Raw genomic sequence first — 17,426 nt, forward strand, 5'->3', positions numbered from 1 at the left:
TTTTAATGTTAATTATTTTAACAAACTAAACTTTTAAAATTATCTAGAAAACTTCATTATTTTTATATAAAAGTATGAAATAATAAAAAGACTACCTTTAATATAAATAGTAATACAATATTTAGGAGGTGAACTCATGAATTTAACTTATCTTAGATCTTTCTATACAACAGTTAAGTGTAATAGTATTTCCAAAGCTGCAAAACAATTGCATTTAACTCAGCCAGGAGTTAGTATGCAAATTCAAAAGCTTGAAAATGATATAAACTTTAAACTTTTAAATAGAAGTAATACAGGAGTAAGTTTAACAAGTGCTGGTGAAATAATCTTTGAATTTGCTGAATCAATGTTATCCATAGAAGATAACCTACAAAAAAAATTAGATGAATTAAAAAATATTAATTCAAAACTTATTATTTCTTGTTGTAAAAGTTTAGGTGAGCATGTAATGCCTTGCAGTATATATACATTTAAAGAAATTCATTATAAGACTGATATCTCTATGGAAATAGATAATACCTCAGATATATTAAAAAAATTAACTAATCATGAAACAAATATAGGTATTATTCAAGGTAAACCTAGTGATTGTAAAAACTTAGAACTTATTCCATTGATGACTGATAAGCTAGTTTTAGTTGGTGGTAGAAATACTTCATTTAAATCAGTAAATGTTGAAGAACTTTATAAACTTCCTTTAATAACAAGAGAAGATGGATCAGCTAATAAATTATTGGTAGAATCAAGCTTAAAGAAAAATAAAATTAATATAGATAATCTTAATTTTGTTTTATCACTTAATTCTCCTCAATCAATAAAATCTTCTGTATCTTTTGGACAAGGATATTCATTTTTACCTGCAATTTCTTTAAACCATGAATTAAGAAGTGGTGAATTAAAGAAAATAGATATAAATGATTTAAAACTTCCTTTCCAATACTATATTGCACTTAGAAAAAACTATAAATTAGATTATTATGAACAAAAATTTGTAGATTTTCTAACATCAAAAAAAAGATGCTTTTGCTATTAAAGAAAAACATCTTTTCAGATAAATAAAAAAGTTAATCCATTATTTAAAAGAACTTATAGTATTATTAGGCATAATTCTTAATTATTAAAAGATACTGGTTATAAATTTGTTTAAACTATGTAAAAAGATATATTTAAAATCATATTTTTTATTATTTAATTATAAAAAGTCAAGGCAAGTTTAATTTAGCTTACCTTGACTTTTATTTGATTCCTTATTCATCTGCCAACTTAAAATCATCTAACTCTAAAGTTAAATACATATAATTTCCCTCTGTTATAATTTCTCCATGTTTAACTCTTAATTCTTTTTTAAAAAGTGGACCACCTATAACTGTTGTATGAAATTCACCTGCTTCACCACAAGGATCAATTCCTCTTTCTTCTAACTCTTTAATATAATCAAAGGTAAGAATCCTTCCAAGGTCTTCTTTTTTCATTCCTTTACTTAGGTTAACAGTAACAATTTTTGTTACAAAGCCTAAATTTATAAATTCTTCCACTACTTCTTTATGATTCTTTCTCCAAAGTGGCATACCTAGTCCAAGTCCAATACCACTAGTAACCCTTTCATGCCAACAGTACTCTTCTGGAACATCAATATCCCCTGTAACAAGCACCTCTGCCCCTAAATCTTTTGCTTCTTTTAATTTCTTAACAAAAATTTTTTCATAGTCCTCCCAATTTGTAGCTGCTGTAAACAAAGGTAATCCAATTGCCTCTGCTTGTGCTTTCAATACAGATGGAAATAGACTATGTGCTCTTGATCTCTCTCCATCTTCCTCCATCATTACAATTATCCCTATAGCTGTTCCTTCTTGCATAGCTTTATATAAAGCTAAAGTACTATCTTTACCCCCACTATATGATGCTACAAACTTTTTATTCTTTGCACCATTACTCCATTTTTTCATACTTTACTAATGCTACTAAAAAAATATATTATCTATTAAGTAGCTTCTCCTTCCTTATAGAAAAATAGTTTTTTAAATTAAATTTCCTCTAAACTCAAAATTCCTTTAAGTATAAAACCTATTTTTATTAATCATCACTACATACGCAGAAAGAGTTTTGAACTTCTATGTACTCTTCAGGAGTTAAAGAAAGTATGTATTTATCAAAATGATCTTCACTACAAAAATATCCTACTTTATTTTCTATATAATTTTCTTTTGGTTCTTTCTCTAAATCTTTTCCACAATATAAACATTTTTTCATTTTTCTCTCTCCTTTTTATATCTCATGTATTTCATAGCCTATTTATATATCATGAATTTCATAACCTAAGTCTATATTTTACTTAATTTATGCATAAATGCTTTATAAAAATATAATAATAAGATTTATTTTTATACATTCCATATAATCTTTCCTATATATAAATTATTGCACAATTACACTACATATTTCTATATTCATATAAAAAGTTATCAATTAAACCACTTAATTAATTAGATTTATAAATTTTTAATTTCTAATCACTTTTACCTCTTTCTAAATCTAATTTCTTCATTATAAATACTAACAAAAAACACCTAAGCCCATTTACAATAAACTTAAGTGTTAATAATTTTTATTGGTTCTTACTACTATTTTTAGAATATGACATTAAATATTCTAAATGACCTGAATCCTCATTTTCTTGCTCTTTTATTATTTTAAAACCATGTTTCTTATAAAACTCAACTGCCTTTTTATTATCTTTATAAACAGCTAATTCTATATTTTCATATTTATTTTTAACGTATTTCACTAAACTTTTTCCTATTCCACTTCCTTGACTTTTAGTGTCAACAAATAAAGCACCTATAAAATTACTATCTATTATACTTATAAATCCCTTTATTATCCCTTCATCACAGTAAACAAAAGTTTTAGCCATTGGAATATAAATATCTCTTACAACTTCATAATTTTTCTTCCAATATTCTTCTTCAATAAAATAATGAGCTTCTACTGTACTCTCCAACCAAATTTTCATAATATCATCTATTTCACAATTTTTAAGTGCTCTAATTTCCACAACTCTTTCCCCCATACTATTCCTATAACATCTTTAAATTATTAAATCCTTTATAAAAAATATCTTCTTTATACTTTGTATCTTCATTTTATAAAAAATTTATTAGCTTATTCAACATCTTATCTTAAAAATGTTTTAATCATTAATTTATCTATTGCTGAATTCCCTAAAAATCTTTTTATTAATTTACACAACTTACAATCAATGTTTATAGAATACTGTTTTTTAGGTTTTTTCTTAGAAATTATTTTTGCTACAACTTTAGCTACCTTTTCTGGAGGTGGTGAACTGAGAATTAATTTAGTAGAGTTCTTCCTGAAAAATTCAAACTCTTTCTTATAAACCTCAGCATTTTTAGCTTTTGATGCTTTATTAAGTGAATTCATAAAAGGGTTAATAAACTCTGTATTAATAAATGAAGGTTGTATTTTAACTATTTTAATTCCACTTTCCTTATTCTCCATTCTAAAGCCATCTATCATTCCCTCTAAAGCATGTTTGGAAGCTGGATAGAACGACATCATAGGTGTTGAAACTATTCCAGCTAAAGAAGAAGTCACAATAATATATCCATGTTTTTGTTTTCTCATTTGAGGCATTACAGCTTTAATCACTCTTGCTACCCCAAACAAATTAACATCAAATTCTTCCTTTGCATTATCTATATTTATAGTTTCTAATGCCCCTGCACAGGCATATCCAGAGTTAGCAAAAACGGCATCTATTCTAGATTCCATTCTAATTATTGTATTTATAACTTTTTGTACTGCCCGTTCATCCCTAACATCTAAAAATATTACTTTTCCACCTAATCTTTTAAGCTCTCTCATATTTTCTACTCTTCTAGCAGTACAATATACTATATGTCCCTCTTCTAATAATAATTTAGCAGTTGAATAACCTATTCCCGAACTTGCTCCAGTAATTAAAATAACTTTCTTATTCATTTTATCCTCCTACTAAAAATATTAAGTATATAAATGTAAAACCTTACTAAAAATCACCTTTAATAACCATATTACTTACTTCATATAATGAAATTATTTTTCCTATAACAACAAATTCTATACCTATAAACTAAAAAACCAATAAATGAATTTAATAAAATTCTCTAATTTTCTATTCTAATACACCTAACAAAAAATTTAACTTTATTTATAAACCATTGACCTAAATTAGGATATTCACGTTTAATTAATTCTTCTATCTCTTCTCCTGACGTACCTAATGGAATTAAATTTAATCCTTCAGTTATATTTCCTATGGCTATATTAGCTTTTGCATAATCTCCTATAGCTATATCTGATGCTATTGCAATTGCACCTATTGAATATTTTCCTACAGCTATTGCACCAATTGAAAAAACTCCTAATGAAATAGTACCTATTGAAAGTAAAAATCCGATTGCTAAAAGTGCAATACTGATTAACCCTATTGATAAAAATCCTAAACTAAAAATTCCAAGGGAAATAAAACCTATAGATATAATTCCACAAGATATATTTCCTATAGCAATTATTCCCTTTGCCCTTCTCAATCCTCTTCCCAAGTTAATATGAAGAAGAGGTAGCCCACATATAGTTTTTTTACTCTTGTATTCATATTCTAAAGAATATTTATTATTAAAGTGAATAATCAACTGTGTTTCTTTATTCCCTAAGTTTTCTCCATCTTGTTTTCCTGTGTTACCTATTTCTTTTCCTTGACGCCCCTCAAATTCGTAAGTTTCTTTAACTAGATAATCTATTGTAACATTATATAATTCAGAAAGTATTATTAGCTTGTTTAGATCTGGTACTGATTGACCTGATTCCCATTTTGAAACAGCTTGTCTTGATATACCTAATTTTTCTGCTAAATCTTCTTGAGATAATCCTTCACGTTTTCTCATTAATTGTAATTTTTCAGCTAGCTTCATATTTTTCACCTCCATGGAAAACTATACAAAATTCATATATATCAGTCTACCAACTAACAATTTCTTTTTGTCAACTATTAGTTGCATCCCTTTATTTATCAGCTTTTAGATATAAATTATACTTAATAAAAATATTCTTAATTATAATATCTATGGTCATTATTATACTTGCTATTTTTTAGCTTTAATATTATCCTTAGGAAAATTTTACAAAATATTATTTTCTCTTAAGTTATCCATTAAAATATTAAACATTATAATCGAACGACTAAAAAGGCATGTATCAAAATAAATTCCTTTAAAACTTACACACATTCTAAAGCTAATTTAATAACTATTAAAAATAGCTGTAAGTTTTATTATATTTTGATACACGCCTATTTTGTTTATTTTTTCACTCTCATTTTATTTACTTTTTATAGATTAATTCACCTGAGTAAATTTTATTTGTTCTAATTCCTGGTTTGATTTCTCCATTTATTGAGAAGATATTATCTCCATCTAATATTAATGCTTCTCCACATGGAGCATTAAATGGTACATCTCCAATTGACTTCCACTCGTTATTCTTTGAGTTATAAATTAGAACTTTTGTATTCCAAGCAAAATCTTGAGGGTCTCTTCCAAAATACTCTTTCTTGAATTCAGCTAGACTTTCATCTTTTAGTGTGTTTAAATTTTTTACAGCATCATCATAAACTGCTTTATTAAATCCACCTATAACAAGCATTTCATCTTCATTTAATTTAACTGAATTAGCACCTAAAAGTGAAATTTCTTCATTTCCTATTTTAACATCAGCTACTTGAGTCCATGAATTATCTTTAATACTATATTTATACCCATCTGTGTAAGCAATCTTATCTCCACCACTAAATACATATATATCATCACCTAGTAATTGAGCAACGGCTTGATTTCTAGTAGGTTCTCCTGGTATTTCCTTTAATTCTTCTGTTTTTCCTGTTTCAACATTAAATTTATAAACCTTATTACTAGCTTTTCCATCTTGTTTTCCAAGGCCTAAATAAATATCTTTATCTTTTTTAACTGCAAAGCCATCACTAAATGTAAAAGGTAAATCTCCAATATGCTTTAAATTAACTTTTCCCTTTTCATCAGTTGTAATAAGAGAAACGTTATTTCCTTCTTCTTCATTAGGGCTTCCACCTACATAATAAATTCCTTCCTCAGTAGTTATTGAACTTCCATACCCTATTTCATAATCCAATGTTGTATGATCTACTTGCTTCAAATTTCCATTTTCATTTTTTAATACATATATATCAGGATAAAGCTTTTTAGCTCCTCCTTTTGCTACTGGCTCCTCTGGAAAGTTTGCTCCACCTCCCACAACTATATAATCTTTTGTTTTACCATAAAGTAAACCTGCTGTTCCTATATTTTTGCTTTGACCTTTTTGAGCTTCTAACTCTCCATCAACAGTCCACTTAATTGAAGTAATTTCTTTATTTTTATTACTATCCTCTGCAGGCTTATTTCCACATCCCGCTAAAACTAATGGTAATGCAAGTAGTACCCCATACTTCCATATCTTTTTCATAATCTTTTACCCCTTTCAAACCATAAAATAATATTTTTAATAATTTCTTATTTATTAGCTCCACTCTCTAAATATTTTAAATTCATTTCAATATAAGACATTTCTTCACTTGGTGTACCCTCATATAATAATCCAATATTTCCATTGCTTAATTCTGTTAAGCAAGAATAAGCATAATACCCTGGTTTAACTAATTTATTATATTTCCAATCAAATTCATATTTAGGTTCACCATTTTCATATGTTCCAACTTGATTAATCAATCCAATTCTCACAGTACCATTTGATCTACTTCTTGCGTTTGGATTTGAGAAGATAACAGCATCCTTTCCATCTATCTTTTGACTATAATTTATAACACTTAATTGGCAATATGGCTCTAAAACATTAGTATCTTTCTCTACTGTCTCGTCCCAAGTAGCTCCCCCATCAAAACTTGTAGCAATATTTAAATATCCACTTAAATTTCTCATAAATAATTTTAATTGACCATTTGGCATTTCTACTACTTGACATTCAGTTAATTGAGGTGCATCATCTGATAAGGTTTTAGAATTTATTATTTTTCCATTTTCTAATTTTCTATTATCATTTGGAGATTCTCCTATTGTCCAATTCTTACCACTATCATCACTATATATTACAGCACTAGATTGTTTACCTTTTTCATTTGTATAGTAAACAGGAACTACTATTCTTCCTTTATGTTCTCCATTTTTTATTTGTATTCCCCTACCTGGAGCTATTCCTAAGAACTTCATCCAATCCTTTTTAACTTGGAAATTAATATTTTGTGGCTCACTCCAAGTCTTTCCATCATCATCACTATACACAAGATTTATATAGCTTGTCCCTTTTGCTTTTAAAGGTGATGTACTAGAATTTATATTATCTATCTTAGTTTCATTTTTAAATAAATCTCCTAAATCATTTGTTGTATATTCTGTTTTATTGCCATCTTTGTCATATACTACATTTTCTCTTACAGTAAATTCTTTACCTGATGAATCGTAAAGACATAGATATTCTTTTCCATCAATATTTTTAAATCCACTTCCTAATCCAGCATTCCAAAAACCATATTTTGAAGGGAAATGAGTTACTAACAAGAATATTCTTCCTGTTTCATCATCTTGAATTAAAGTTGTATCTATAACAGAGGATTTATCAGGATAGTCCATTATTATTTGTCCTTCATCCCAAGTTTTCCCTCCATCTTCACTTCTTCTAACTGCTGTATCTATATCATTGTTAGGAGCATCGGCCCCACCATGTCTTCTTGCATCTATTGAAGCTATTAAAGTTCCTTCCTTTGTTTTAAATAAGGCCGGTATTCTGTAATTACTAGAATTTAAAAATCCTGGATGAAATAAATCCACTGGCTCTGTCTTTACAGCTCCCTCTACAAGAACTTCTTCTTTAGCTTTTGTCTCTCCAGTCTTACTAAGTAAATAATCATCGCCTAAAGGTTCATTATATATATTCATAAAACCTATATTGCCCTTAAAATTATATTCATTAGATTGTCCATATCTATTAGTTTTTCCAATAAAAGCACTATCTAAATTTTCTATATTATTTAAAAACTTTGTATTTGTATCTTTAACTTCTTTTATGATTTTTCCATTAAGGAAAAGCTTATAACCTTTATTTTTTTCAATCTTTAAGGCAACAGTATTATCACCATCATTTAAAGCAACATCTTTATACATATGTACTAGATTTTCAGTTCCACTTTGTGTATTCCCCTCATTTTTTTGATTTCTAAGCTCAAAACCAACTCTTGAATTAGTAACATAAAAATTAAAATATCCATTTTTAGTTTTGCTATTACTTATTCCTAATAAGCTTTGTATTTTAGAATCTTTAGAATTAAATCTTACAACAATAGTACCTTCATCTAAATTTTTATATTTTTCTAAATCATAAGTAATATTAGAAGCATTTGAACTTTCTAAATTTATATCCTTATATTCTCCTAGTGAACTTAAATTTTCACTATTATTTACTTTAATCTCATACCCACTATTATTTTTCCCTGAGTCTAAAGTACTTCCTTTAACCAATACATAATTACCACCACTTATAACCATAGCAACTGTTAAAATTAAAGTTATCCCTTTGTAATTCATTTTACATCCTCCCATAAATAATTTTTTATTATTTTGAAATAGTATTAATTTAAAATACTATGACATACGAAGTAAAATTTTTATTATTGTATTTGTAACTTTGGATTTATAACATAGAATATCTTAAATGCTTCTTTTAGTAGAATTTTGCTTTAATTTGAAAAAAAGATTTTTTACTCTTAGCTCTCCTTAAATCTTTTATGAATATACTTCTTGAAATGCAACGATTAAAATTTGAATACTAAAATATTTCATTTTTATGAAAAGTATTTTCAAAATAAGAATAATTTGAAAATATTTTTCTTATATTTAACATTGTAATACTTTTCTAAAGAAATTTCAATATAATAAAGATATTTTTATGGTAAGTTTTTCTATAAAATTTTCTTATTCTTTCTTACTATTCTTTAATTATTAATATCTAAATTTTATTTCAAAATACTTATCATCTGACTTTCCCACTATTCAAACAGATATCCTTGTATTTAAACCAATAAAATATTTCTTAACTCTAAATAAAAAGAAAATTATTTTCGCAAATAAAATTTATTGAAAATAATTTTCTTAAAACTTAAAGGTGTTTTTTTAATTTCTTTTAATTTTTAGATACTTTAAAAAATTATACTAAACAAACTCATTTTAAAAACTCTAAGTGTACTAATTTTTTAAATAATATATTTTATTTCACTCATTGGAAAATATTTATCTATTATTTCCATAAAAAACTCTTTTATTTCATGTATATCTTCTTTTTTATAAACATATTTTCCATAACCAAATTGACCATATTTAAAAGTCCTCTTTTCATCATCCATAGGCAACTTATTATCTGGAAATATATCCATTATTATATTTTTAGCCCTTGTAGTATACCTATGAGAAATAACCTCAAAAGTTAATTTGTGTTTTAAATCACTTGGTAATTTTTCTTTTAAATCCTTTAATAAGTTCTCATAATCCTCTTTCCATCCCTCATATATAAATACTGGAGCAATTATAAATCCTAATGGATAATTAGCCTTAGCTATTTTCACACTTGCATTTATTCTTTCACAAAGAGATGCTGTTCTTCTCTCATAATTATTTATTACAAAATCAGTATTTATAGTAAATCTTACTTCCGTCTTGCCATTATGATCTAAACCTAATAATGAATCAACATCTGTATATTTTGTTACAAACCTAAATCTTGCAAAATCATTATTTGCAAAAAATTCTATTGCTCTCTTTAAGGAATTTGTATATGGCTCAACTGGTATAGGATCAGATGTAGCTGAGCCTTCAAATATGGTGATATTAGGTTTTCTTTCATCAATATATTTCTGAGCCTGATTTAATATATCCTCTACATTAACATTTATTTTTACATAAGGTTTATCCCCTAAATTAGTATTTAAATAACAATATTGACAATTGCCAACACAACCACTTAGTAATGGTAATTGCCAATGTGCTGATGGTTTACATGACTGAAATTTTCCTACTCTCTTAACCCCAACAACAATTGTACTCTTTCCTTCTTTGTAAAATTCCTTTATATTATCTCCAGGTATATTTTGCTTTATTCTATTATTTTTAAGCTCAATAATCTCTATATCTTTATATTCCTTAAAATAATTATAGATATTTCTTCCCATTTCATAATTTAATGAATTTTTCTCAAATAAAATTCTTTTTGGCTTAAACATAAACATTATCTCCATTCATAATACTTTTTAAATTTACTAAATATAAAAAAATAATAGTAGTAAACACTACTATTATTCTTAATTTTCATATATAAAATGTATTATATTTTAGATGACATATAGAAAATTTCAACTATAGAGTAAATACTATTAATGGTATTAAAATAAAAAAGAGTTGCTTTAATACAACTCTCTAATTTATTCTATAATCCTATAACTTCTTTTATTTGATGCATAACTCCATCTTCATCATTATTTTTATGAGTTATAAATCTTGAAACCTTCTTTAAATCTTCATGAGCATTTTCCATTGCATAACTATGATAAGCACTTTCCATCATTTCTAAGTCATTTAAATAATCTCCAAATACCATAGTTTCTTTAAAGTCTATATCTAAAAGATCTTGAATTTCTTTTATGGCCACTCCTTTATTAACTCCTCCAGCAGTTATATCTAACCATATATCCCCTGAAACAGTTACTTGAAGCTTCTCTCTATACTTATCAAAATATTTATTACTATTTTCTTCTGAACCATTAAAATCGCACATAGTAACTTTTAAAACTGTATCATCTACTTTTTCTAAATCATCTACTATTTCACATCTTTCATAGTATTTTCTAACTTCTCCTAAGAATCTTTCATCACTACTTTCAACATATGCTGAATTCTTTCCACATAAAACTACATTTGAATTTTCTATAGTTCTTCCTATTCTTATAAGTTCATTAGCTAATTCCCTATCTAATCCATTAACAACAAGCTCTTTTCCTTTATAAACAACGAAAGTTCCATTTTCAGCAATAAATAACATGTCATCTTTTATATCATTAAACTCTTTAGCTAAAGTATAATATTGTCTTCCACTTGCAGCTGCAAAAAGTATATTTCTTTTCTTTAGTTCCTCAAATACATCATAGAATTCTGGACTTAACTCTTTCTTACTATTTAATAATGTTCCATCCATATCTGTTGCTATAAATTTTATCATATATATACATCCTCCTAAGTAAAAGTATAAATTAAAGTTAATTTTATGTTCAATTCTATATATTTAATATAAATTCTAAAATAATTTATTTAAAATAATCAAAGTATAAATTTAGATGTAAAGTATTAAGTCCTAGTATATTATAGAAATATTTCTTTCTTTTAAAAGCTTTAAAATTTCTTCATTAGGCTTTTTATCACTTATTATAAAATCAATATCCTCACATTTAGCAAATTCACAAATACCATCAGTATAAAACTTTTCATTTTCAGCAACTAAATAAGTTTTTAAACTAGATTTAATTATAGCATTTTTCATACTAGCTTCTTCTAAGTTAAAGTTACTTATAAAGTCTTCTACTAAGTTTATTCCTCCAACCCCTACAAATGCCTTATGAAATCTATAACTTTTAACATCCTCTATAGCTTTACCTCCTATAGTTCCACCTAAGTTTTTATTATAAATCCCACCAATACAAATTACATCTATAGATGAATGTGAATTAAAAAGTATTGCTATCCTATTCATATTTGTTACTACAGTTACCTGCTTTTTTGTGTTTAAAAGCATACTAGCAATTGAATAGTTTGTTGTTGATGCATCTAAAAATATAAAATCTCCATCTTTAATTTCATTTAATGCTAATTTTGCTATAATGTCCTTTTCGCCTAAGTTTTTCATTAATCTAGGCCTTATATTATCATCATGAATAGTTTGCCTCTCTAATATAGCCCCACCATAAGTTCGTTTTAATAGTCCTTCTTGTTCAAGTTTTTGTAGATCTTTTCTTATCATTCCTTCAGTAACATTAAATTTAACACTTAAATCTTTAACTAAAACTTTTCCATCCTTTTTTAATATTCTTAAAATCTCTTCTAATCTTTCTTCCATAAACATTACAATATACCGCTATTCCTTTACGCTTAAGTAACCCCTTATTAATAAGAACAATCTTTTATTATTTAATATCTTTTATTATCATTTATTCTTATTTATTATTATATTCTTTTATTTTCGAAAAAGCAATAATGAATAAAAACCTCCGTTGAAATAGCTCTTTAAATCAACGAAGGTTTAAATTAATCTATGTAAATAATAATAAACTAACTGCCATAACAACCATTCCTGCAATCAGACCATATATAGCCAAATGATGCTCCCCGTACTTTCTTGCTGTTGGCAATAATTCATCTAAAGATATAAAAACCATTATTCCAGCCACTGCTGATAATAATATTCCTAAAGTTATATCATTAAAAATATTTCTTAATAAAGTATATCCTATTATCGCTCCTATTGGTTCTGACATACCTGATAAGAAAGAATATAAAAAAGCTTTCTTTTTATCTCCAGTAGCATAGAAAATAGGAACTGATACTGATATTCCTTCTGGTATGTTGTGAATTGCTATTGCAATAGTTATTGGAATTGCTAAGCTTGCTCCTTCTAGTGCAGAAACAAAGGTAGCTAATCCTTCTGGGAAATTGTGTATGGCTATAGCTAAAGCCGTAACTATTCCTGTTCTCATAAGAGTTTTATCTTTAATATCTGCTTTGCCCTCTTTATTTTCACCTTTATATTCCTCAATTTCATTTTCCACTTCTTCAACACTTCTAACCTCATGAGGATTTTCTTCTTCAGGTACAAATTTATCTATTAAAGCAATTATTGCTATACCAGCAAAGAATGAAATAACAGTAATCCAATTTCCTGCTTTAATACCCATAACCCCAACAAGGGATTCCTTAGCTGTTTGAAACATTTCTATCATTGAAACATAAATCATAACTCCAGCAGAAAAACCTAAACTTACACATAAAAACTTTTTATTAGTCTTCTTTGCAAAAAAAGCTATGCAACTTCCTATTCCAGTAGCTAATCCTGCTAATAAAGTTAATAGAAAAGCCATAAGTACATTATTCATATTATCTCCTCCTTTCATACTTACTCCGTAATCAATTGATAATTATTTTCAATTATAAACTATAACTATACATTTGTCCACTTATTTAATTCCTCTCCCATAAAACCTTCTTTTAAGATACTATATGCAAAAAATAAAAAGAAGGAATTATATCAAGACTTTATTATAAAGTAAATATATCAAAATAAAACTTACAAACATATTCCGAGAATTACTAGATTTCGCTAAGAATTTATAATTATTACTTCGAAGATATTACTAAAGCTTCGAAACTTGCTTCGCTTCGAACAGTCTCAGCTTTTTAACGTAATATCTTCTCCGTAATAATTTAAATTCTAAAGCTTATCTAGATATTCTCTTCATATTATTTGTAAGTTTTATTATTAATTTTTGATATAATGTATTATTTTAAGTTACTTGATATAATCTCTTCTTTTATTATTTATACGTGAATTTTTCCACTATCTTCTATTTCTTCTTCATCTATTTTTATACCTTTTTTGCTTAATCTCTTATTAGTAACACTTCCAAATACGCAGTATATAACAGCCGCTGTTGGAACTCCCACTAACATTCCAATAAATCCAAAGGCACTACCACCAATCATAATTGCAAGCATTACCCATAAGGATGATAATCCTACAGATCCTCCTACAACTCTTGGATAAATTAAATCTCCTTCAACTCTTTGAAGACAGAATATAAATACAATAAACCAAAATGCCTTAATAGGATTTATTATAAATATTAAGAAAAATGAAGGTATTGTTCCTATAAATGCTCCTAAAATAGGAATTAAACTTGTTGTACCAACAAGAACACTTATTAAGAAAGCATATGGCATTCTTAATACTAACATACCTAAAAAGCATAAAGTACCTATTATCAGTGCTTCGGTACATTGGCCAATAATAAAGCCTGAAAATACTCTATTAGTAGTTTGTCCAACTTCTAATATTTTATCTGCTATATCTCCTCTAAGATATGCATACATAACTTTCTTTATTTGACATATTAATTTTTCCTTGCTTGAAAGCATGTATATAGCTAATACAAAAGCTAAACAAAAATCAATGATAGCTGTTGTTACATCAACTGTTAAACCAACAAGGTAGGATGCAAGTCCACCAAACAAATGAGTAACTGTTTTTAATATTTCTTGCCAAGCATTCATAACCTGATCCCAAACTTTACTTAAAAGTACTGTTGAATCAGCATAATTATTCATATTAACTTCAAAGGATTTTAAATAACTAGGAATACTTTCTGTAAGTTTAACTACACTTGAAGTTAGTTGAGGAACAACAAATAAGATTATGGCACTTATGGCTCCAACTAAAACTATTATTGTTACTGTAATAGCTAAAGGTCTTTTTGCACTTCTAACCCATGATTTCTTACTATATTCTAAATTTCTAAATAACTTTCTCTCAAAAAACTTCATAGGTATATTTAATACAAAGGCTATTGCTATACCTAAAATTAATGGTTTAACAAGACTTGTAATATACCCTAGTCCCCCAAATACTGTAGAGTATTTCATAAAGACAAAGTGTAAAATAATAGCATAAGTAACAACTATTAGGGCTCCTTTTAACTTTTTATCATTAAAAAACATATTTTCACTTCCTTATTTTAAGATATTTTTCATCTTTTCTAAAAAAATAATTTTATTATTAATGAAAATAACTTATATCTACTTAAATATACCACATTGTTAATTTTTTGTTAATAACATTTTCTTTTATCCTTAATAGAATATGTACTTCTCTATTTTCCTGTATTTTTTAAATATGTTTTTATAAATAAATTTGGAAAATATGCAGCCATCTTCATATAAGTGTACATACTTCTTCCATATCTATTTGTTTTAAGAGTTGCTTTTTTTAAGTACTTTTTAACATTTTTATTTTTAAGAACCCTTAAAGTATCTTCCTTTGTTTCACTATTTAAATATCCTAATATTTGATACATAATATGCTCACAAGTAAATTCTTTTTCTATAGCTTCTTTAAGCTTTTTATCTAATTTATTTTCATCAATAAATTTAGCTACATCCTCCATTGATTCTACTACAGTTATATTCTTATATATGTCTGGATTATTAGTTAAAGAATCTCCCCTTTGGCAATAAAACACTAAACTATCTTCTATTCCTCTAACCTTCTTTGAACTTAAAAGTGCTTTAAATATAAAGTTTAAATCCTCTGCTCCATGAGCTCCTTCTAAAAATCTAAGCTTATTTCTATTTAAGAACTCCTTATTATAAATAAGACTTCCAGTCCAAAGTCTTATTTTATTATCCTTATAAGCATTAAAGACTTCTTCACCTGATTTTATTTTTCCAAACTCAAAGTTTTGAGCTATATTCACATTTACACTGTCATCCTCTTTGATTCTTTTATAATCAAAAAATACTATATCAGGTTCATTAAACATATTTCTTTCTAAAATCTGAACTAAATTATTCTCTGCAAAATCATCTGAATCTAAAAATAATATATATTTTCCTCTTGAATAATTAATCCCAATATTTCTAGCAACACTCTGTCCACTATTTTCTTCACATCTAATCACTCTATGATTTATTTTAAAGTTTTCTAAACAAGCTTCACTTACTTCACAGGTATTATCTGTTGAACCATCATCAACAACTATCACTTCAAAATTATTTGATGTTTGTCTTGATAAAAACATAAGATTTTTTTCAATATACTTTTCTGAATTATATGCAGGAATTACTATACTTAAAAACTTATCACTCATTAATGCCATCTCACTTCAACTCCATTATAGTTTTTAAATTAAGCTTATAAATAGTTTTAAAATTTAAAGTAAAATATTTCTTATTTTATTAGTAGCATAATCAATTGCAACTTCTGTATTTCCATTATTTTTCCCTCCACCTTGAGCTGCAAACTGATTTCCGCCACCTCTTCCATCAATTAAAGTTATGGTATCTTTTAATATATCACTCATATTAACTTTTTTCATATCTTTAGAACTATTAAAAATTAAATTTACTCTATCTCCATTTTTCACTGCAAATAAAACTATTGCTTCATATTCCTCAGTTATTTTATTAGCTAACTTACCTATATGTTTTGTATCCTCACCATCAAAAATTTCATTAACTAAAGTTATACTTCCTATTCTTTCTGATTTATTTAACATCTCTTTTATCTTGTAATCACCTATTTCAACTTTAACTTTTCTGTTTTCATCTACAAGATTTTTATTATTTTCTAAAAGATTCTTAACAGCGTTTAAAGTATCACCTTCTCCTGATTTTAAAAGCTTGCATATTTCTCCTAAAATTTCATCCTTAGTGAAAAAGTCAGATACAGCTCTATTTCCAGCTACATATTCTATTCTTGTAGCATTTTTATGCTTTTCCCATCTTCTTATCTTTATAACTTGAAGATCTCTAGTATTTCTTGGATGAACTCCACAACAAGCATTTAAATCTAATCCTACAATTTCAACAATTCTTATTTCTTCATCAGTTTTAGGCAATGCTCTTCTAGTTTTTACTTTCTTTAATTCTTTTTTGCTTGGAGCATAACTTTTTACTTCTAAATTCTCAAATATTAATCTATTTGCCTCTTTTTCAGCTTCTCTTATAGTTTTTTCATCTAAAAAACCTACAATATCAACTGTACTTATTTCTTTTCCTAAATGAAAACCACAAGTATTTGCACCAAATAAATCATAAAAACATCCAGAAAGTAAATGCTGCCCTAAATGCTGTTGCATTCCATCAAATCTTCTTTCCCAATCTAATTCACATTGTAGATTTTTCAATTTCTTAGGCTCTTTTTCAAGAACATGATATACTTTTCCTTCTTCTTCATAAACATCAAGCACTTTAATTCCATCAATAAGTCCTAAATCTCCCATCTGTCCTCCCCCTCCTGGGAAAAAGGCAGTTTGGTCTAAAAGAACATGGAATTTTCCATCAATTTCTTTAACCTCAATTATTTCTCCTTTAAACTCCTTTATATATTGATCTTCATAATAAAGTTTTGTCATTTTATATCAACACCTCAATTGTCTTCTTAATAATAAGAGCTTAAACTTAACTTTTATAAAAATTAGCTCTAAAATAAATTATATCATTTATTTATTAAATTAAAACTTATAAATATTTACT

General features: G+C 26.6%; 15 protein-coding genes. 1 reads left to right on the plus strand and 14 read right to left on the minus strand.

Annotation, left to right across the window (positions count from 1 at the left end):
- The first annotated feature begins 136 nt into the window (after positions 1–136).
- The gene (locus QP548_RS09295) at positions 137–1,033 is read left to right on the plus strand and encodes a LysR family transcriptional regulator (RefSeq protein ID WP_003457094.1); all 897 of its coding nucleotides are present in this window, start codon (positions 137–139) and stop codon (positions 1,031–1,033) included.
- A 214-nt stretch (positions 1,034–1,247) separates the two neighbouring features.
- On the opposite strand, the gene QP548_RS09300 is transcribed toward QP548_RS09295, so the two are convergent.
- The 14 genes from QP548_RS09300 to QP548_RS09365 form a co-directional block, all read right to left on the minus strand.
- Positions 1,248–1,946 (minus strand): diphthine--ammonia ligase, encoded by a 699-nt coding sequence (locus tag QP548_RS09300; protein WP_061426670.1) that lies wholly within the window; start codon positions 1,944–1,946, stop codon positions 1,248–1,250.
- Between the two features lie 127 nt (positions 1,947–2,073).
- Positions 2,074–2,250 (minus strand): hypothetical protein, encoded by a 177-nt coding sequence (locus tag QP548_RS09305; RefSeq protein WP_003452895.1) that lies wholly within the window; start codon positions 2,248–2,250, stop codon positions 2,074–2,076.
- 355 nt (positions 2,251–2,605) lie between these two features.
- Complete coding sequence (locus QP548_RS09310) at positions 2,606–3,070, minus strand: N-acetyltransferase (protein WP_061415091.1); 465 nt, start codon at positions 3,068–3,070, stop codon at positions 2,606–2,608.
- Between the two features lie 104 nt (positions 3,071–3,174).
- A complete protein-coding gene (locus QP548_RS09315) occupies positions 3,175–4,002 on the minus strand; it encodes an SDR family oxidoreductase (protein ID WP_061426668.1) in 828 nt (275 codons plus the stop codon).
- 164 nt (positions 4,003–4,166) lie between these two features.
- Positions 4,167–4,973, minus strand: coding sequence for a helix-turn-helix domain-containing protein (locus QP548_RS09320; RefSeq protein WP_061426667.1), 807 nt, complete (start codon positions 4,971–4,973; stop codon positions 4,167–4,169).
- A gap of 409 nt (positions 4,974–5,382) precedes the next feature.
- Positions 5,383–6,537 (minus strand): cyclically-permuted mutarotase family protein, encoded by a 1,155-nt coding sequence (locus tag QP548_RS09325; RefSeq protein WP_061426665.1) that lies wholly within the window; start codon positions 6,535–6,537, stop codon positions 5,383–5,385.
- Between the two features lie 47 nt (positions 6,538–6,584).
- Complete coding sequence (gene nanI, locus QP548_RS09330; RefSeq protein ID WP_061426663.1) at positions 6,585–8,669, minus strand: exo-alpha-sialidase NanI; 2,085 nt, start codon at positions 8,667–8,669, stop codon at positions 6,585–6,587.
- 665 nt (positions 8,670–9,334) lie between these two features.
- The gene (gene splB, locus QP548_RS09335) at positions 9,335–10,357 is read right to left on the minus strand and encodes a spore photoproduct lyase (protein ID WP_061426661.1); all 1,023 of its coding nucleotides are present in this window, start codon (positions 10,355–10,357) and stop codon (positions 9,335–9,337) included.
- A 203-nt stretch (positions 10,358–10,560) separates the two neighbouring features.
- Positions 10,561–11,349 carry a Cof-type HAD-IIB family hydrolase gene (locus QP548_RS09340; RefSeq protein ID WP_061426659.1) on the minus strand — a complete coding sequence of 263 codons (789 nt, stop codon included), beginning with the start codon at positions 11,347–11,349 and terminating at the stop codon, positions 10,561–10,563.
- A gap of 132 nt (positions 11,350–11,481) precedes the next feature.
- Positions 11,482–12,246, minus strand: a complete 765-nt coding sequence (locus QP548_RS09345) for a DeoR/GlpR family DNA-binding transcription regulator (RefSeq protein ID WP_061426657.1) — start codon at positions 12,244–12,246, stop codon at positions 11,482–11,484.
- Positions 12,247–12,433: 187 nt separating this feature from the next.
- Entirely contained in the window at positions 12,434–13,273 is an 840-nt protein-coding gene (gene zupT, locus QP548_RS09350; protein WP_061426655.1) for a zinc transporter ZupT, read from the minus strand.
- A 442-nt stretch (positions 13,274–13,715) separates the two neighbouring features.
- Entirely contained in the window at positions 13,716–14,891 is a 1,176-nt protein-coding gene (locus QP548_RS09355) for an AI-2E family transporter (protein ID WP_061426653.1), read from the minus strand.
- 152 nt (positions 14,892–15,043) lie between these two features.
- Positions 15,044–16,048, minus strand: a complete 1,005-nt coding sequence (locus tag QP548_RS09360) for a glycosyltransferase family 2 protein (protein ID WP_061426651.1) — start codon at positions 16,046–16,048, stop codon at positions 15,044–15,046.
- Between the two features lie 54 nt (positions 16,049–16,102).
- Positions 16,103–17,305 carry an alanyl-tRNA editing protein gene (locus QP548_RS09365; RefSeq protein ID WP_003477009.1) on the minus strand — a complete coding sequence of 401 codons (1,203 nt, stop codon included), beginning with the start codon at positions 17,303–17,305 and terminating at the stop codon, positions 16,103–16,105.
- Positions 17,306–17,426 lie beyond the last annotated feature (121 nt).

The organism is Clostridium sp. UMB9555A (assembly GCF_030222355.1).
Lineage (GTDB): Bacteria > Bacillota > Clostridia > Clostridiales > Clostridiaceae > Sarcina > Sarcina perfringens.